Genomic DNA, 17,522 nt, shown 5'->3' with positions numbered 1-17,522 from the left:
TCACACGCGGCGAAGGGCCCAGGCCATCGCGAGACCGGCCACGACGAGGAGCCCCGCGGAGGTCGCGACGGCGGCATGGAAGCCGCCCGCGATCGAGGGGGCGGAGACGGCGACGGCGCCGAGGACAGCCGTGCCGAAGCCGCCGCCGAGGTCGTAGGAGATCTCCTCGAGCGCGGCTGCACCCCCGACTTCGTGCACCCCCGCGGACGACACGATGAGATCGTTCGCGCTGACCGCGGCGATCTCGATGGCGAGCCCCGCCAGCGCTGTCGTGGCGGCGAAGACCGCGAGGTTCACGGGCTCACCCGCGAGCGTGAGGCCGGCCAGCGCGAGCCCCGCGACGGTGAGCGTCGACGCGATCGTCGCGCGGTGCCGCAGGAGTCGCAGCACCCACGGCGACAGCAGCGCGCCGACCACCGTGGCCAGGGCGAGCGGGACGAGGGCGATCGCGGCATCCAGCGGGGCGAAGCCGCGCTCGAGTTGGAGGTAGCGCGCGAACTGCAGCTCGAGGCCGACGATCGCGAACATCGCCAACGCCACCGCGATGAGCGCGCTCGAGAACGCGGCGTTGCGGAAGAGCGCCATGTCCAGCGTGGGCTGCTCGCCCCGGCGGCCCAGCCCGAACTGCCGCCGGACGAACGCCCACCCGAGGCCGAGTGAGAGCACCGTGCCGCCGATGAACACCTCGACGTGGTGCTCGGCGAGACTGTTCGCCGCGACGGCGGCCGCGAGCACCGCTCCGATCGCGAGGCCCTGACCGGCCAGGTCGGTGCTGCCGGGGCGATCCGAGCGCGATTCCGGCACCCACCGCAGCGCCGCGGCGATCACGAGCGCCGCGAGCGGCACGTTCACGAGGAACACCCCGCCCCACCAGCTGTGCGCGACGATGACCCCGCCGATGACCGGGCCCGCCGCCGCGGCGGCCGCCGACGACATCGACCAGATCGCCACCGCCCGGACGCGCTTCTGCCGATCCGGGTAGGCCACGCGGAGGAGCGACATCGTCGGGGGCAGGATGCCGGCGGCCCCCACCGCCATCGCGGCGCGGGCGGCGATGAGCCAGACGGGTCCGGGAGCGAAGGCCGCCGCGGCCGAGGCCGCCGCGAACAGCGCCATCCCGACGACGAGAAACAGTCGCCGGCCGTAGCGGTCGCTCAGGACGCCCGCCGACAGCAGGAGCGGCGCGATCACGAACGGGAACGCGTCGATGATCCAGAGCAGCTCGGCGTCGGTGGCGGGGAGCTCTCGCGCGATCGTGGGGGCGACCACGTGGAGCACGGTGACGTCGATGGAGACGAGGGCGAGCGCGCCGCAGACGGTCGCGAGGACGAGGCCGGGTCGGGTGCGGCGCCGGCCATCCACCTCGAGCGGCACCGATTCGTTCACCGGTTCATCGTGCCCGTTCGAACGCCCGGGCGGGGAGAGCCTCACCCGGTCGGGTGACGCGGGCCGCGCGCACGTGGCGCGAGGGCGCCGGAAAAAGACGAAACCCCCGCGATGTAGAAGCTACGCGAGGGTTCCTGGGGTGACTGTAACGGTCACCCGTGTGGCTCCGACCGGCATCGATCCGGTGACCTTTCGATTTTCAGTCGAACGCTCTACCAACTGAGCTACAGAGCCGAGCGGCATGTCTGCCGCTTCCGAGACGAAAGGCCTCCTCGAAAGAAGGCCCGTCGCTGTGGAGCGACCCTGACGGGACTTGAACCCGCGACCTCCGCCGTGACAGGGCGGCACGCTAACCAACTGCGCTACAGGGCCATGCTTGTTCAATTGTGTTCGGCGAGTGACCCCAACGGGATTCGAACCCGTGCTACCGCCGTGAAAGGGCGGCGTCCTAGGCCGCTAAACGATGGGGCCGGATGAACCCCGAAATCCTGCGATTCCGTGCTCACTTGCCGACGACCGAGCCTACTTCATGATTCTCGAGATTGCCAATCGGGGGCGTGGCGGTCCTCGTCCCCGGCGTGTCGAGGGGCCAGACTGGGCCGCGGCAGCGGGAACTCGCCCTGTTGTTCGTGTGATTCGTGTTGCTACTGTGGTGCGAGTTGCGAACCGGTGAGATGAGGTATTCCCGTGACGCCTGAACCCCCCGAAGGCGCGGACGACTGCGGTTGCGCGCCCAGCCCGAGCGAGCGCGCACGTCTGTGGCCCTCGCTCGACCGCCGCGGAGCGTTGCGACTGGGTGCCTTCGGCGCCGTCGCCCTCGGCGCGATCGGTGCCACGGTGCCCTCCTTCATCTCGACGTCCCCCGCTTTCGCCGCCGACTACCCGTCCTGGGCCGATGTCGAGGCCGCGCGAGCGAATGAAGCCGCCAAGGGCGCCGAGATCACCCGCATCCAGGGTCTGATCGCGGGCCTGCAGTCCGAGGTCGAGCGCACGCAGGCCGAGGTGGTCGCCCGGTCCGACGAGTACTACACCGCGCAGCAGGCCTTCTTCGACGCCGACTACCGCGCGCAGCAGCTGCGCTCGCAAGCCGACGCCGAGGCCGCCAAGGCGACGGATGCCGCGACGAAGGCCGGCAAGGTGGCCGCGCAGCTCTACCGCTCCGGCGGCGACGACACCTCCCTCGACCTCTTCTTCTCGAGCTCGGCAGCCAGCGCCGACGACCTCCTCGCGAAGCTCGGCACGATGGACAAGCTGCTCGACCGCAACCGTTCCGTTTACGCGGCCGCGGTCGCCGCCCGTGACAGCGCGAAGAACCTCAGCGGCCAGGCCGACGACGCCAAGGCCGAGCGCGACCGCCTGCAGAAGATCGCCGAAGACAAGATGGTCGCCGCGCAGCAGGCGGCGGACGCCGCGCAGGCCGCACTCACCGAGCAGCAGGCCAATCAGGTCGTGCTGCAGGCGCAGCTGGCCGCCCTGCAGGACACGACCGCCAAGACGGTCGCCGACTACCAGGCCGGTGTCGAGGCCGAGCGCAAGGCCCGCGAGGAGCGGGAGCGCAAAGCCCGCGAAGAGGCCGAGGCCCGTGACCGCGCCGCCCGCGAGGCGGCTGCGGCTGCCGCGGCGGCGGCTGCCGCCAACAACAACAACGGCGGTGGAGGCGGCAGCAGCGGTGGCGGCGGGAGCAGCAGTGGCGGCGGCGGCGGAGGCGGAGGCGGAGATGTCGTCAGCTCGGGGTGGGCGCGTCCTTCCTGGGCCGGTACGACGTCCGGTTATGGACCGCGCACCGGGCAGTGTGGCGCGAGTTATTGCGCGAGCACCTGGCACCTCGGGCTCGACTTCGGTGCGAGCTGCTGGTCGCCGATCTACGCCGCGGCGAGCGGACGCGTCACGTACGCCGGGTTGAACAGCGGATACGGCAACTACATCCGCATCCAGCACGACGACGGCTCGGGCACCGGATACGCCCACATCGTCAACGGCGGCATCTACGTCTCCTACGGCCAGCGTGTGTCCGCCGGTCAGCAGATCGCCGCGACCGGGCAGACGGGCAACTCCTTCGGATGCCACCTCCACTTCGAGGTCTACCCGCCGTGGGGCGGGACGACCGACCCCGCGCCGTGGCTGCGCGACCGCGGAGTCTGGGTCTGAGCGACGCGAAAGCCCCCGGTCGAGGACCGGGGGCTTTCGTCATGACCGGGGAGGTCAGAGGGTGCTCGGGGACTCGCCCTCGCCCTGCGTCTTGGTCTGGGCGTCGTGCTCCTCGAAGCGCGCGAACGCCTCGTCGACGAGGCGCTCGGCCTCGGCGGCATCCGCCCACTCGTCGACCTTGACCCACTTGTTGGGCTCGAGGTCCTTGTAGTGCTCGAAGAAGTGCGAGATCTCCTTCTTCGTCCAGTCGTCGATGTCGTCGACGTCCTGGATGTGGTCCCAGCGCGGGTCCTTCGCGAGGACCGCGACGACCTTGTCGTCGCCGCCGGCCTCATCGCTCATCTTCAGCACGCCGACGGGGCGGACCTTCGCGAGGATGCCGGGGTAGAGGTCGCGGTCGAGCAGCACGAGCACGTCGAGCGGGTCGCCGTCTTCGCCGAGGGTGTTCTCGAAGAAGCCGTAGTTGGCCGGGTAGCCGAACACCGTGTACAGGATGCGGTCGAGGAAGACCCGGCCGGTGCCGTGGTCGACCTCGTACTTCACGCGGCTGCCGCGCGGGATCTCGATGACGGCGTCGTACGCGCCCATACGTGTGCTCCTTAGATCGGTGGAATTCCGCGCCCAGCCTAGTCGGGGCGCCCTCGCCGCCGTCGGCTCCGGTACTCACGGCGACACGACGGATAGCGTGGATGCCATGCACGAAGGGCGCCCCGGACTCGATCCCGCCGTCGCCGAGGTGCGTCGGGCGGTCCGTGTCACGCTCGACGGGCGCGGCGGCGCCGTCGTCGTCGCGCTCTCCGGTGGTGCCGACTCCCTCGCGCTCGCGGCGGCCACCGCGTTCGAGGCGCCGCGGCTCGGCATCCGGGCGGAGGCCGTCGTGATCGATCACGGTCTGCAGGACAGGTCCGCCGCGATCGCCTCCCGTGCCGCCGACCTCGCCCGCGGCCTCGGGCTCGCCGCCCGTGTCGTGGCGGTCGACGTGCGGCCCGGGAGCGGCCCGGAGGCCGCCGCGCGCGACGCGCGGTACGCCGGCCTGGCCGGTGCCGCCGCCGAGACGGGAGCCGACGCGGTGCTGGTGGGGCACACCCTCGACGATCAGGCCGAGACGGTGCTCCTGGGTCTCGCCCGCGGTTCCGGCGCCACGAGCCTGTCCGGGATGTCGCCGGAGCGGAGGGATGCCACGGGCCCGGTGTGGCTGCGTCCGCTGCTCGGCATCCGACGCGAGACGACCGCGGCGGCGTGCGCCGCGGAAGGCCTCGACCCGTGGCGCGACCCGCACAACCTCGACCCCGCGTACGCGCGTGTGCGGGTCCGCGAGACGGTGCTGCCGACGCTCGAGCGCGAGCTCGGACCCGGTGTCGCCGAGGCCCTCGCCCGCACCGCGGAGCAGCTGCGCGAGGATGCGGCGGCGTTCCAGGACATGATCGACGAGACCATCGAGGACATCGTCGAGCACGCCGAAGCGGGCATCTCGGTGTCGGTCGCGGCGCTGGCGGCCAACCCCGCGGCGCTGCGCAACCGGATCGTGCGCTACGTCGTCGACAGCGAGTTCGGGGTGTCGCTCACGCGGGCGCAGACCCTCGAGGTCGCGCGGCTGGCGACCGACTGGCGCGGTCAGGGGCCCATCGACCTGCCCGGATGCCTCGCCCGCCGTGTCGGCGGCCGGATCGAGATCGTCGCGCGGGCGGCATCCTGAGTCGTCCCGCGTAGGATTCAGGGATGCGCGCGGCCGACATTCCCGACGACATCAGCGAAGTCCTCCTCACCGAGGAGCAGATCCACGAGAAGCTAGCCGAACTGGCGCAGCTGGTCGTCGCCGACTACGCCGGCAAAGAGGTCGTGCTCGTCGGCGTCCTCAAGGGCGCGGTCATGGTCATGGCCGACTTCGCCCGTCACCTTCCCCGGCACATCACGATGGACTGGATGGCGGTCTCGTCGTACGGGGCGAGCACCCGCTCGAGCGGTGTCGTGCAGATCCGGAAGGACCTCGACACCGACATCACCGGCAAGCACGTGCTCATCGTCGAGGACATCATCGACTCGGGTCTGACCCTCAGCTGGCTGCTGGAGAACTTCGCGTCGCGCGGCGCGGAGTCCGTCGAGGTCCTGGCGCTCCTGCGCAAGCCCGACGCGATGAAGGTCGAGGTCGACTGCCGCTACGTCGGGTTCGACATCCCCAACGACTTCGTCATCGGCTACGGCCTGGACTACGCCGAGAAGTACCGGAACCTCCGCGACGTCGCCGTCCTCGCGCCGCACGTCTACTCCTGACCGCGGACCGGATGCCGGGCGCGCCTCGGCGCGGCATCCGTCGCCCGGGGTACGCCCACGACGAACGCACAGTCCCGGCATAGCCGGCGGGCGTTACCCTGATCCCACCGCTTTTTCCGAAGCGGATCACGAAAGGGCTGGGCTCGCCCACCATGGATTTCAAGAAGATCACGCGCAATCCGATCATCTACGTTCTGCTGGTCGGTCTGCTTCTGGTCATCGGTTTCTCGCTGATCTCGAACCTCAGCGGAGCCAAGCAGATCTCCACCCAGGAGGGTCTGGAGCTGCTCAAGGGGACCACGGTCACCTCGGCGACGACCAATGACACCGATCAGCGCGTCGATCTGAAGCTGTCCCAGCCCTTCGAGGGCGCCGACTCCGTGCAGTTCTACTACGGCGGTGCGCGCGCGTCCGAGGTGGCCACGGCCATCGACGCGGCCGCCCCGAAGGACGGGTTCAACGACGTCGTTCCGCGTCCGGGATTCCTCGACGGATTCATCTCCCTGATGCTGCCGCTCGTGCTGCTCGGTCTGCTGTTCTGGTGGCTGCTCTCCAGCGCGCAGGGCGGCGGCAGCAAGGTGATGCAGTTCGGCAAGTCGCGGGCGAAGCTCGTGACGAAGGAGACCCCGACCGTGACGTTCCAGGACGTCGCCGGCTCCGACGAAGCCATCGAGGAGCTCGAGGAGATCAAGGACTTCCTGAAGGACCCGAAGAAGTTCGAGGAGGTCGGTGCGCGCATCCCCAAGGGCGTGCTGCTGTACGGCCCTCCCGGAACCGGTAAGACGCTGCTCGCCCGCGCGGTCGCCGGGGAGGCGGGCGTGCCGTTCTACTCGATCTCGGGTTCGGACTTCGTCGAGATGTTCGTCGGCGTCGGTGCGAGCCGCGTCCGCGACCTGTTCAACCAGGCGAAGGAGAACTCGCCCTCGATCATCTTCATCGACGAGATCGACGCCGTCGGTCGCCACCGCGGCGCCGGAATGGGCGGCGGGCACGACGAGCGCGAGCAGACCCTGAACCAGATGCTCGTCGAGATGGACGGCTTCGACCCCAAGGTCAACGTGATCGTGATCGCGGCCACCAACCGCCCCGACATCCTCGACCCCGCACTGCTGCGCCCGGGCCGGTTCGACCGCCAGATCGGCGTCGACGCCCCCGACCTCAAGGGCCGCCAGCGCATCCTCGAGGTGCACGGTCGCGGCAAGCCGCTGTCGGACTCCGTCGACCTCGAGGTCGTCGCACGCAAGACGCCCGGCTTCACCGGCGCCGATCTCGCGAACGTGCTCAACGAGGCCGCCCTGCTGACCGCGCGCTCGAACGCCCAGCTCATCGACAACCGTGCCCTCGACGAGGCGATCGACCGCGTCATCGCGGGTCCGCAGCGGCGCACGCGCGTGATGAAGGACAAGGAGAAGCTCATCACGGCGTACCACGAGGGCGGACACGCGCTCGCGGCAGCGGCGATGAACCACACCGACCCCGTCACCAAGGTCACGATCCTCCCGCGCGGCAAGGCGCTCGGCTACACGATGGTCCTGCCGCTGGATGACAAGTACTCCGTCACCCGCAACGAGCTGCAGGACCAGCTGACCTACGCGATGGGCGGCCGTGTGGCGGAGGAGATCGTGTTCCACGACCCCACCACGGGTGCCTCGAACGACATCGAGAAGGCGACGAGCATCGCCCGCAAGATGGTCACCGAGTACGGCATGACGAACGAGGTCGGTCCGGTCAAGCTGGGTTCCTCGTCCGGTGAGGTGTTCATGGGCCGCGACATGGGTCACGGCCGCGACTTCTCGGAGCGCATCGCCGAGCGCGTCGACGCGCAGGTGCGCGGGCTCATCGAGCAGGCCCACAACGAGGCCTACCAGGTGATCAACGACAACCGCGAGGTGCTCGACCGCCTCGCGCTCGCGCTGCTCGAGAAGGAGACGCTCGACCACCTGGAGCTCGCCGAGATCTTCAAGGACGTCAAGCGTCTGCCCCCGCGCCCGCAGTGGCTCTCGTCGGGCGACCGTCCGGTGTCGAGCCTGCCGCCCGTCGAGGTCCCGCGTCGCTCGGCCCCCGCCGGGGTCGCGGCGTCCACCGAGGCCGACGCGCAGACCGCGACCCAGCCGCAGCGCCGGCCGAGCGGACAGACGCGTCCGGCCACCGCCTAAGGCGCCGTGGCCGTCGACCGGGAGCGCGTGTCCGCGCTCGTACGCGAGCTGCTCGAAGCGATCGGTGAGGATCCCGATCGCCCGGGTCTCCGGCAGACCCCGGCCCGCGTCGCCGACTCGTGGAGCGAGTTCTTCGGGGGAGTGGGCGAGGATGCCGGTGCTCCGCTGCAGCACACCATCTCGGTGACCCGCGGGCCGGCGCCCGACACCCTGCCCTCGGGGGCGGTGATGCTGCGCGACATCGCGTTCCGCTCGATGTGCGAGCATCATCTGCTCCCGTTCCGGGGTCACGCGCACGTCGCGTACCTCCCCGGCGAGGAGGTCGTCGGGCTCGGTGCTCTGCCCCGTGTCATCGACGTCCTGGCCGCGCGACCGCAGGTGCAGGAGCGCCTCGGCGAGCAGGTGGCCGATACGATCGCGGGGTCGCTCGACGCCCGTGGCGTGCTGGTCGTGCTGGATGCCACGCACGAATGCGTCACGATGCGCGGGGGACGCCAGCCCGACGCGTCGACCGTCACGATCGCCGCGCGCGGGGTGTACTCCGACCCCGTCGCCCGCGCGGAGCTGATCGCGCTGATCGGTCGAGGTCGCGGATGACGCTCGTCATGGGGATCGTCAACGTGACCCCCGACTCGTTCAGCGACGGCGGCCGGTTCCTCGATCCCGACGTCGCGATCGCGCACGCCCGTGCGCTCCACGCGCAGGGCGCAGACCTCCTCGACGTCGGCGGCGAGTCGACGCGCCCCGGAGCCGAGCGGGTCGCGCCCCGGATCGAGCAGCAGCGGGTGCTTCCCGTCGTCGAGGCGCTGGCATCCGCGGGTCTGTACGTGAGCGTCGACACGATGAACGCGACGACCGCGCGCGCGGCCGTCGCCCTGGGAGCGCGACTGGTCAACGACGTGTCGGGCGGGCTGGCCGACCCGGAGATGCTCGCCGCCGTCGCCGAATCGGCCGCCGACGTCGCGCTCGGACACTGGCGGGGTCCGTCGGCCGAGATGTACGCGCGCGCCGAGTACGGCGACGTGGTGGCCGAGGTGCTCGCGGAACTCCACGAGCGGGTCGACGCGGCCGAGGCCGCCGGCATCCCGCGTTCCCGTGTCGTCGTCGACCCGGGCATCGGGTTCGGCAAGCGCGGCGACCAGAACTGGCAGGTGCTGCGCGCGCTCCCGCGGGTGGCGGGGCTCGGATGCCGCGTGCTCGTCGGCACGAGCCGGAAGCGGTTCCTCGCCGAGACGATCGGCGCCGACGCCGATCTGGTCCGCCGCGACCTCGCCACGGCCGTCACCAGTGCTCTCGCGGACCGCGCGGGCGCGTGGGCCGTGCGCGTGCACGACGTCCCGACCACTCGCGACGCCCTCGCCGTCGCCCGCGCCTGGGAGGCCTGATGGACTTCGCCGACGAGATCACGCTGACGGGGGTGCGCGCCTTCGGCTTCCACGGCGTCTACGCCGATGAGAAGCGGGAGGGGCAGGAGTTCGTCGTCGACGTGGTGCTGCAGCTCTCGCTGCGACCGGCGGCCGAGTCGGACGATGTCGTGGATACGGTGCACTACGGGGAACTGGCCGAACGCATCGTGGCCCACGTCGAGGGCGACGCCGTCGACCTGCTGGAGACGCTCGCGCAGCGCATCGCCGACGACGTCCTCGCCGACGAGCGCATCATGCTGGTGACCGTGACCGTGCACAAACCCCAGGCCCCGATCACCGTGCCGTTCGCGGACGTCTCGGTGACGATCCGGAGGGGACGCGCGTGAGCGTCCGTCTCGCCCACGGCATCGGCGACCCGCCCTCCGACGAACCGGTCGCCGCCGTCGTCGCCCTCGGCGCAAACCTCGGTGCCCGCGCCGAGACTCTCGCAGCAGCCGTCGACGAGCTGCGCCTCCTGCCTCTGACGACCGACGTCCGGGTGTCGGCGCCCATCGAGACCGTCGCCGTGACCCTCACCGGAGAGGACGCCGACGCGCCGCGCTATCTGAACGCCGTCGCGCTGCTGCAGACGCGGCTGGCGCCGGCGACGCTGCTGCGCGAGCTGCACCGCATCGAGGCGGACCACGGGCGCGTGCGTCGCGAGAAGTGGGGCGACCGAACCCTCGACCTCGATCTCATCGCCTACGGCGACGCCCGCATCGACGAGCCCCACCTGACGGTCCCGCACCCGCGTGCGCACGAGCGCGAGTTCGTGCTCGCTCCCTGGCACGACGTCGACCCGGATGCCGAGATCGCCGGCCGCGGTCGCGTCGACGCGCTGCTCGCCGCCCTGCGCGAGGGGGCATCGTGAAGCGCACCGGGGCGACGATCCTCATCGTGGCAGCCCTCGCGGGGCTGGTCGTCGGGTTCCTCGTCGACGCGGCGCTGACGGCGGCCGGACGTCCGACCTTCGTCCCGGCGGCGAGCCTGCCGACGATTCTCGTGCTCCTGGGCGCGATCGTGGTGGCGGTGGCGGTGCCGATCTTCCGCGCCTCCCGCGGACGGACCGATCGGCGCATCGACCCGTTCCGCGCGCTGCGGGTCGCGATGCTGGCCAAGGCGTCCTCGCTCGTGGGGGCGGCGGCGACGGGTTTCGCTCTCGGGCTCCTGGCGTTCGTCTTCACGCGGCCGTTCACTCCGTCGCTAGGCTCGTTGGGATCGGTGATCGCGACGGCCGTGTGCGGTGCCGTCCTCGTCGCCGCGGGCCTCGTGGCCGAACAGCTGTGCACCATCCGGAAGGACGACGATGACGAACACCCCGGATCTTCCGGAGCGCACCCCGACGCCGGACCCTCCGTTCGCTGAGTCGTCGGCTCCCGTCCTGGACGAGGCCACGTACGACCGAATTCTCGAGCCGCGGGGCGCCGGCCGTCTGCCGCTCGGCGATGGCACGTGGCACCAGCTCGCTCGCGCGTACGTGCGGGTGCAGCTGATCTCGCAGGGTGCGGTCTTCGTCCTGGTGCTCGTCGCCGCGATCGTGGCGCAGGCCGTCTCCGGATTCATGTGGCCGTGGATCCCGGCCGGTGTCGTGCTCCTCGTCACGGCGATCGGCATGATCATCACGCCCCGCCAGGCGCGGTCCTTCGGCTATCAGCTGCGACGCGACGATCTGGTCTTCCGCCGCGGCATCCTGTGGCAGCGCGTCGTCGCCGTTCCCTACGGCCGCATGCAGCTCGTCGACATCACCCATGGTCCCCTCGACCGCGGCTTCGGCATCGCGCAGCTCAAGCTCGTCACGGCGGCCGCGTCGTCGGGGGTCACGATCCCGGGCCTGACGCAGGGGGCGGCCGAACAGCTGCGCGACACCCTCATCGACGTCGCCGAGACCCGCCGGACCGGGCTGTGACCGACCCGCACGATGCCGACCGCCGGGGTCCCGATTCCCCGGTGGCACGTGCACTCGTCCGATCGCCGCTGAGCGACGGCGAGTGGCAGCGCCTCCACCCGCTGACACCTCTGCTGCGGGGCGGGCTGTTCCTCCTCGTGATCATCGGCGTCATCGTCGCGAACCTGCGCGAGCGGCTGTTCGAGCTGTTCCTCCCGGCCGTCACGGATCTGCCGCCGGGAGTCCTCCCGCCCGACCCGGTCGACTTCATCCTCGCGAACAACCTCATCCTCATCGCCGGCGGCGGTGCCCTCGCGGTCCTCATCGTGCTGCTCGTGATCTTCCGCCTGTCCTGGCGGTTCCACACCTTCCGCATCAGCGACGACGACGTCGAGGTGCGTTCCGGCGTCCTCTTCCGCACCCACCGCCGTGCCCCGCTCGATCGGGTGCAGGGCGTCAACCTCACGCGTCCGATGGTGGCGCGCCTCCTGGGGTTGGCGAAGCTCGAGGTGGTCGGTGCCGGGCTCGACTCCAACGTCAAGCTGGAGTACCTGTCCGCGAAGGCCGCCGAGACGGTCCGCGGCGACATTCTTCGCCTGGCCTCGGGCCGGCGCCTCTCGGAGCGCGGAGTCGCGGCTGCGCCGGCGGGTTCGGCGGTCCAGCAGGCCGCCGATGCGGTGGCGGCCGGCATCCAGGGCATCGTCGACGGCGAGGACTTCTCGGATGCCGAGCCCGAGAGCATCGTGCGGATCCCGTTCGGACGACTCGTCGCCTCGCGCGTGCTGAGCGGGTCGACGCTCATGCTGGTGGCACTGATCGTCGCGATCATCGTCGCGGCCTCGCTCTCGACACTGTGGCTCCTGTTCACGATCGTCCCGGCGTTCCTCGCGTTCGGGGCGTACTACGTGCGCTCGATCGCCCGGGGTCTGCGCTATTCGATCGCTCCGACCTCCGACGGCGTGCGGCTGACGTTCGGGCTGTTCACGACGATCAGCGAGGTGGTCCCGCCGGGCCGCGTGCACGCGATCGAGGTGCATCAGCCGCTGCTGTGGCGCCCGTTCGGGTGGTGGAGCATCTCGGTCAATCGGCTCACCGGCCGGGGCTCGACCGACTCGACCACCGACCCCTTCGCGGCGGTGCTCCCCATCGGCACACGCGACGACATCGAGCGGGTTCTGCACATCCTCGCTCCGGCGCTGCCGTCGGAGGAGTGGAGCTTCGTGTTCCGTGACGGCATCCTCGGCCCGGTGGACGATGACCCGTACGTCGTCACCCCGCGGCGCGTGCGGCTGCTCCGACCCCTTTCGTGGCGACGCAACGGTGCGGTGGTGACGGAGGACGCGCTGTTCCTCCGTCGCGGATGGTTGCGCCGCACGCTCGCGATCGTGCCCTTGGCAAGGCTGCAGTCGATCGGCCTGCATCAGGGCCCTCTGGCGCGCGCCACGCATACCGCCACCCTGGCGGCGCACGTGATCGCGGGGACGGTGCGGACCTCGGTCGGAGCCCTCGACCGTGACGCCGCGCTGACCCTGTTCGACGAGACGGCCCGTGCGACCGTCGCCGCCTCGGCCGGCGACCGCAGCCACCGGTGGGCCGGATGAGCGGGGGGCGTGACGGTCGGCTCGGCGTCGGCATCATCGGCGCGGGTCGCGTGGGTCCGGTGATCGGGGCGGCGCTGGCGGGAGCGGGTCATGCGCTGACCGGGATCACGTCGGGATCCGACGACGACCGCGTCGAGGCGATCCTGCCGGGTGTGCCGGTGCTGCCACCCGAGGAGGTCGTCCGTCGGAGCGAACTCGTGGTCGTCGCTGTCCCGCACGATCAACTTCCCGGCCTCGTCGCCGGGCTCGCCGATCTGGGCGCGTGGCAGCCCGGGCAGCTCGTGATGCACACCGACCCCGGATACGGCGTCGAGGTTCTCGCGCCGGCGCTGCAACGCGGCGCGATCCCGCTCGCCATCCATCCGGCGATCGTGTTCACGGGCGCGTCGTCGATCGATCTGCGCCAGCTCGCGCAGGCGTACGCCGCCGTGACCGCACCGGGGCCGGTACTGCCGATCGCCCAGGCGCTCGCCGTCGAGCTGGGGTGCGAGCCGGTGGTCGTCGCCGAGGCGGACCGCGTCGCGTACGCCGAGGCGGTGGCCACGGCGACGCAGTTCTCGCGCTCGATCATCCGCCAGTCCGCGGCGCTGCTCACCGGGGTGGGTGTGGAGAATGCGGGGGCGTACCTGTCGGCACTCGTGCGGTCGAGCGTGGACCAGGCGCTCGCCGAAGGCGCGGGGCCGGTCGGTGCGGACGGTGCGCCGCCGGACGCTACGATCGACGGATGATCCGCACCATCGAGGATCTGCGCACCCGACTGGCCGAGGCCAGAAGCGCAGACCGCCCGGGCGGTGCGGCCCGCGTCGCGCTCGTCTCGACGCTCGGGGCCCTGCACGACGGCCATGTCGACCTCATCCGCGCGGCGCGCGAGCGCGCGGACGTCGTCGTCGTGTCGACCTTCGTCAATCCGCTGCGTTTCCGCACGGCCGAGGAGACCGCGGCCTATCCGCGCACGCCGGACGCCGACGCCGATCTTCTCGACGACCTCGGCATCGATCTGGTCTTCGCGCCGACCGCCGCGGAATTCCTGCCCGCCGGAACGGCGACCACGCGGGTGTCGGCGGGCGACCTGGGGCTCCGATACGAGGGGCGAGTCCGCCCGTTCTACTTCGACGGCGTCCTCACGGTCGAGGCGAAGCTGTTCCACCTCATCCGGCCCGACGTCGCCGTGTACGGAGAGCGGGATCTGCAGCGGGCCTTCCTCGTGCGCCGCATGATCCGCGACCTCGACTTCGGCATCGACACGATCCTCGTCCCGACCGTGCGCGCCGAGGACGGCCTGCCCGTCTCGAGCCGCGTGGGTCTGTTGGACGAGGCCGATCGCCGAGCCGCCGCCAAGCTCCCCGTGGCCCTGGAAGCGGCGGCATCCAACGCCGATCTGGGTGTGGATTCCTGCATCGCGGCGGCGCAGTCCTCGCTCATGGGCGAGGCGCGGATCCACCTGGAGTACCTGTCGGTCGTCGACCCCGAGACGTTCCTGCCCGTGGACGACGGCCACCGCGGGCGCGCGATCGCGCTCATCGCCGCGACCGTGGGCGGGCACCGGTTCATCGACAACGCGGAGATCTCGCTGCGCTGACGCTCCTCGCGGGCCGCACCGCGCGGGGAAACGTCCCGCGCCTCGCGGATAAACTCGATGCGACCCCGAGGAGCCTTCACGATGACCGACGCGCCCGCGAACGACGCCGAACCGACCGAAGACGACGTCTTCGAGCAGAAGGCGGTCCGCCTCGCCAAGCGGGAACGCCTGCTCGAGGAGCGGTCGGATGCCGCCGGGGGCCCGTACCCCGTCGTCGTCCCGGTGACGGACACGATCCCGTCGCTCCGCGAACGCTACGCCGACCTCGAGGCGGGCGCCGAGACCGGCGTGACCGCGGGCGTCGCGGGGCGAGTCGTCTTCAGCCGCAACACCGGGAAGCTGTGCTTCGCGTCGCTGCAGTCCGGCGACGGCAGCCGGATCCAGGCGATGGTGTCGCTCGCGAACGTGGGTGACGAGTCGCTGCAGGCGTGGAAGGAACTCGTCGACCTCGGCGACCACGTCTTCGTCTCGGGAGAGGTGATCTCCAGTCGCCGCGGCGAGCTGTCGATCATGGTGTCGGAGTGGGCCATCGCCGCCAAGGCCGTCCTGCCCCTGCCCAACATGTACTCCGAGTTGAACGAGGAGAGCCGGGTCCGCAGTCGGTTCCTCGATCTCATCGTGCGCGATCGTGCCCGCGAGACCGTGCTCGCGCGCGCCAAGGTCAACGCCAGCCTGCGACGCACCTTCGCCGACCGGGCGTTCGTCGAGGTCGAGACGCCCATGCTGCAGGTGCAGCACGGCGGTGCCAGTGCTCGCCCGTTCATCACGCACTCGAACGCGTTCGACGCCGACCTGTACCTGCGCATCGCGCCCGAGTTGTTCCTCAAGCGCGCGGTCGTGGGCGGTATCGACCGGGTGTTCGAGATCAATCGCAATTTCCGCAACGAGGGTGCCGACTCCACGCACAGCCCCGAGTTCGCGATGCTCGAGGCGTACCAGGCCTACACCGATTACAACGGCATCGCGGATCTGACGCAGACGCTGATCCAGGACGCGGCCATCGCGGTGGCCGGTTCGACGACGGTGACCTGGGCGGACGGGACCGAGTACGACCTCGGGGGCGAGTGGGATCGCATCTCGATGTACGACTCGCTGTCCGAAGCCGCCGGCCGGACCATCACGCCCGAGACCACGCTGGAGGATCTGCGGGCCTTCGGCGCCGAAGCCGGTGTCGAGGCGCCGGCTCACGAGACGCACGGCAAGTGGGTCGAGGAGCTGTGGGAGCACTTCGTCAAGGGCGGACTCACGCGGCCGACGTTCGTCATGGATTTCCCCCTCGACACCAGCCCGCTGGTGCGCGAACACCGTTCCATCGCCGGCGTCGTGGAGAAGTGGGACCTGTACGTGCGCGGCTTCGAGCTGGCGACCGGGTACTCCGAGCTGGTCGACCCCGTCATCCAGCGCGAACGCTTCACCGAGCAGGCCAAGCTCGCCGCGCGGGGCGACGACGAGGCGATGCCCATCGATGAAGAGTTCCTCCGTGCGCTCGAGCACGGCATGCCCCCCACCGGCGGCATGGGGATGGGTATCGATCGACTGCTCATGGCCATCACCGGTCTCGGAATCCGCGAGACGATCCTGTTCCCGCTGGTGAAGTGACCGGCTCGCGCTCGAAGACCCACTCCGGCAGTCGTCCCTGAGCGCACATGATCCGCACGATGTCGGCGAGTCCGTGGTCGGGGTCGATCTCGAGCGCGTCGGCGGCGTAGGCGGCGGCGTGCGTCGACCTGCCCGTCGCCCACGCGAGCCACGCGCACGCGGCGAGAGGGCCGGCGCGTCGCGCGCGCGGTGTCGCGGCGGCCGCGTACCGGCACCGGTCGAGCGCCCGCAGCAGCCGCGGAGGGTCGGGGTGGGCGCCCTCTCCCCACATCGGCCGGGCGAGGTCCGCCGGGAACGGCTGCCCCGCCGCGTAGGCGGTCTGCGCCCCGTAGGTCGCATCGCCGGTGGCGAGGTCGCTGAGCCACTGCATCAGGGCGACGTCGCGCAGGAGCGGCCGTTGCAAGCCGAACGAGACGGCCGCGACCGCGCGATGATCCGGATCGTCGTCGGGGGAGACGAACGCCTCGAACACCGCCGGCGGGTCGGCGATGTCGTCGAGGAGGAGCGTGGCGGCGGCGCGCCGCCGGGCCGGGAGGCGCTTGGCCTCGCGCGAGCGGGCGACCAGCTGCTCGGCGTCGTCCAGAAGCCGGTGCACCGCCGCGCGTTCGGCGGCGGTGATCGCGGGGAGGGTCGCTGCGGCGAACTGGTCGCCGTCGACCTCCGGCGTCGGCACGAGATCGGGGTCGGGCGCGATCTCCGCGAGCGGCCGCGGCTCACCCTCCCCTCCGCTCAGATAGCCGTTCCATCCGTCGGGGCCGACGGCGAACGCATCGATCACGCGGAGGCCGCAGATGTCGGCGCGGGCCAGGACGGCGTCGACGAGGGCGCGATGGGGGAGCTCCCCGGCATCCCGGAGTGCGAGATCGGTGTACACGACCAGCGCGACGGCATCCGTCCGCGAGACCTTGCAGGCCATGCCGATCACGGTCGAGGCGACGCTCTCGACGTCCGCGACGGTGCCCGGGGCGGGCAGGTCGATCCGGAGTGCGCCGAGTGAGCGGCCCGCCGCAAACGTGACGACGGCGAGGCTGGAGCGGGGCGTGCATCCCAGCAGATGGGGGACGAGGGAGAGGAACTCGGCGGGAGCGCCGGCGCGGACGATCTGTGACATGTCCCGAGAGTGCCCGGGCGGCGCATGCTCGCGGGGCCGGGGACGCGCGATCGGGGGAGAGCGGGGCGGATCCGTACGGTGGGGAGGAGGGGTGCGTTCCCTCCCGACACTCAGGCGGTGCCCGTATCCTGGAACCGTGGATGACATCTGGGCCGCTGTGCTGTGGCCACTCCTGCCGACGCTCGCCGTGTCGGTGAGCTTCTTCTTCATCCTGCGCGGCGTGATCCGGATGGATCGCACCGAGCGCAAGGCGTACGCGCGCATCGAGGCGCAGGAGCGCGCCAAGCGCGGTCTCCCCGCCTCCGACGGCACGACCCGCTGATCGCCCGGATCCCCCGCGTGTCGGGGCCGATCACTACGCTGGGGGGACATCCCGCCCA

18 protein-coding genes and 3 tRNA genes are annotated in these 17,522 nt (G+C 71.2%); 15 read left to right on the top strand and 6 right to left on the bottom strand.

Features of this window, described 5'->3' with window-relative positions; genetic code table 11:
- The 4 genes from CSIV_RS07615 to CSIV_RS07600 all read right to left on the bottom strand — a co-directional run bounded on the left by CSIV_RS07615 (position 1) and on the right by CSIV_RS07600 (position 1,857).
- Positions 1-1,386, bottom strand: a complete 1,386-nt coding sequence (locus tag CSIV_RS07615) for an MFS transporter (protein ID WP_077050809.1) — start codon at positions 1,384-1,386, stop codon at positions 1-3.
- 161 nt (positions 1,387-1,547) lie between these two features.
- Positions 1,548-1,620 (bottom strand) — tRNA-Phe (locus CSIV_RS07610).
- A 64-nt stretch (positions 1,621-1,684) separates the two neighbouring features.
- Positions 1,685-1,758: transfer RNA gene (locus CSIV_RS07605), tRNA-Asp, on the bottom strand.
- Positions 1,759-1,784: 26 nt separating this feature from the next.
- Positions 1,785-1,857 (bottom strand) — tRNA-Glu (locus CSIV_RS07600).
- 216 nt (positions 1,858-2,073) lie between these two features.
- On the opposite strand from CSIV_RS07600, the gene CSIV_RS07595 reads away from it, so the two are divergent.
- Positions 2,074-3,534: a peptidoglycan DD-metalloendopeptidase family protein gene (locus CSIV_RS07595; RefSeq protein WP_077050808.1), complete on the top strand. Its 1,461-nt coding sequence runs from the start codon at positions 2,074-2,076 to the stop codon at positions 3,532-3,534.
- Between the two features lie 54 nt (positions 3,535-3,588).
- Here CSIV_RS07595 and CSIV_RS07590 read toward each other — a convergent pair whose 3' ends face one another.
- The gene (locus tag CSIV_RS07590) at positions 3,589-4,122 is read right to left on the bottom strand and encodes an inorganic diphosphatase (protein ID WP_077050807.1); all 534 of its coding nucleotides are present in this window, start codon (positions 4,120-4,122) and stop codon (positions 3,589-3,591) included.
- A 106-nt stretch (positions 4,123-4,228) separates the two neighbouring features.
- Here CSIV_RS07590 and tilS point away from each other — a divergent pair, with 106 nt between their 5' ends.
- From tilS to lysS, 13 genes are all read left to right on the top strand, one after another.
- Positions 4,229-5,230 (top strand): tRNA lysidine(34) synthetase TilS, encoded by a 1,002-nt coding sequence (tilS, locus tag CSIV_RS07585; protein ID WP_077051354.1) that lies wholly within the window; start codon positions 4,229-4,231, stop codon positions 5,228-5,230.
- Positions 5,231-5,253: 23 nt separating this feature from the next.
- On the top strand, positions 5,254-5,805 hold the full coding sequence (hpt, locus tag CSIV_RS07580; protein ID WP_077050806.1) for a hypoxanthine phosphoribosyltransferase: 552 nt from the start codon (positions 5,254-5,256) through the stop codon (positions 5,803-5,805).
- A 152-nt stretch (positions 5,806-5,957) separates the two neighbouring features.
- Positions 5,958-7,961, top strand: a complete 2,004-nt coding sequence (gene ftsH, locus CSIV_RS07575) for an ATP-dependent zinc metalloprotease FtsH (RefSeq protein ID WP_077050805.1) — start codon at positions 5,958-5,960, stop codon at positions 7,959-7,961.
- Between the two features lie 6 nt (positions 7,962-7,967).
- Positions 7,968-8,558, top strand: a complete 591-nt coding sequence (gene folE, locus CSIV_RS07570; RefSeq protein ID WP_077050804.1) for a GTP cyclohydrolase I — start codon at positions 7,968-7,970, stop codon at positions 8,556-8,558.
- A complete protein-coding gene (gene folP, locus CSIV_RS07565) occupies positions 8,555-9,346 on the top strand; it encodes a dihydropteroate synthase (protein WP_077050803.1) in 792 nt (263 codons plus the stop codon). The genes folE and folP overlap by 4 nt, the downstream gene beginning before the upstream one ends.
- Positions 9,346-9,714 (top strand): dihydroneopterin aldolase, encoded by a 369-nt coding sequence (gene folB, locus CSIV_RS07560; protein ID WP_077050802.1) that lies wholly within the window; start codon positions 9,346-9,348, stop codon positions 9,712-9,714. Before folP ends, folB begins: the two co-directional genes overlap by 1 nt.
- On the top strand, positions 9,711-10,238 hold the full coding sequence (gene folK / locus CSIV_RS07555) for a 2-amino-4-hydroxy-6-hydroxymethyldihydropteridine diphosphokinase (RefSeq protein WP_077050801.1): 528 nt from the start codon (positions 9,711-9,713) through the stop codon (positions 10,236-10,238). The genes folB and folK overlap by 4 nt, the downstream gene beginning before the upstream one ends.
- Positions 10,235-10,732 carry a DUF3180 domain-containing protein gene (locus CSIV_RS07550; protein ID WP_077050800.1) on the top strand — a complete coding sequence of 166 codons (498 nt, stop codon included), beginning with the start codon at positions 10,235-10,237 and terminating at the stop codon, positions 10,730-10,732. The genes folK and CSIV_RS07550 overlap by 4 nt, the downstream gene beginning before the upstream one ends.
- Positions 10,674-11,273 (top strand): PH domain-containing protein, encoded by a 600-nt coding sequence (locus tag CSIV_RS07545; RefSeq protein WP_083735047.1) that lies wholly within the window; start codon positions 10,674-10,676, stop codon positions 11,271-11,273. The genes CSIV_RS07550 and CSIV_RS07545 overlap by 59 nt, the downstream gene beginning before the upstream one ends.
- A gap of 41 nt (positions 11,274-11,314) precedes the next feature.
- Positions 11,315-12,853 (top strand): PH domain-containing protein, encoded by a 1,539-nt coding sequence (locus CSIV_RS07540; RefSeq protein ID WP_238592346.1) that lies wholly within the window; start codon positions 11,315-11,317, stop codon positions 12,851-12,853.
- On the top strand, positions 12,850-13,581 hold the full coding sequence (locus CSIV_RS07535; RefSeq protein WP_077051351.1) for a DUF2520 domain-containing protein: 732 nt from the start codon (positions 12,850-12,852) through the stop codon (positions 13,579-13,581). Before CSIV_RS07540 ends, CSIV_RS07535 begins: the two co-directional genes overlap by 4 nt.
- Positions 13,578-14,432, top strand: a complete 855-nt coding sequence (gene panC / locus CSIV_RS07530) for a pantoate--beta-alanine ligase (protein WP_077050799.1) — start codon at positions 13,578-13,580, stop codon at positions 14,430-14,432. Before CSIV_RS07535 ends, panC begins: the two co-directional genes overlap by 4 nt.
- Before the next feature lie 81 nt (positions 14,433-14,513).
- Positions 14,514-16,031 carry a lysine--tRNA ligase gene (gene lysS, locus CSIV_RS07525; protein WP_077050798.1) on the top strand — a complete coding sequence of 506 codons (1,518 nt, stop codon included), beginning with the start codon at positions 14,514-14,516 and terminating at the stop codon, positions 16,029-16,031.
- Here the strand turns inward: lysS and CSIV_RS07520 are convergent.
- Positions 15,982-17,142, bottom strand: coding sequence for a DUF4192 family protein (locus CSIV_RS07520; protein ID WP_077050797.1), 1,161 nt, complete (start codon positions 17,140-17,142; stop codon positions 15,982-15,984). The genes lysS and CSIV_RS07520 overlap by 50 nt on opposite strands.
- Before the next feature lie 136 nt (positions 17,143-17,278).
- On the opposite strand from CSIV_RS07520, the gene CSIV_RS07515 reads away from it, so the two are divergent.
- The gene (locus CSIV_RS07515; RefSeq protein ID WP_077050796.1) at positions 17,279-17,464 is read left to right on the top strand and encodes a hypothetical protein; all 186 of its coding nucleotides are present in this window, start codon (positions 17,279-17,281) and stop codon (positions 17,462-17,464) included.
- Positions 17,465-17,522: the final 58 nt, after the last annotated feature.

Origin of the sequence: Microbacterium sp. CSI-V (assembly GCF_001984105.1) — a bacterium.
Classification (GTDB): domain Bacteria; phylum Actinomycetota; class Actinomycetes; order Actinomycetales; family Microbacteriaceae; genus Microbacterium.
This window is presented reverse-complemented; position numbering and strand designations above follow the sequence as displayed.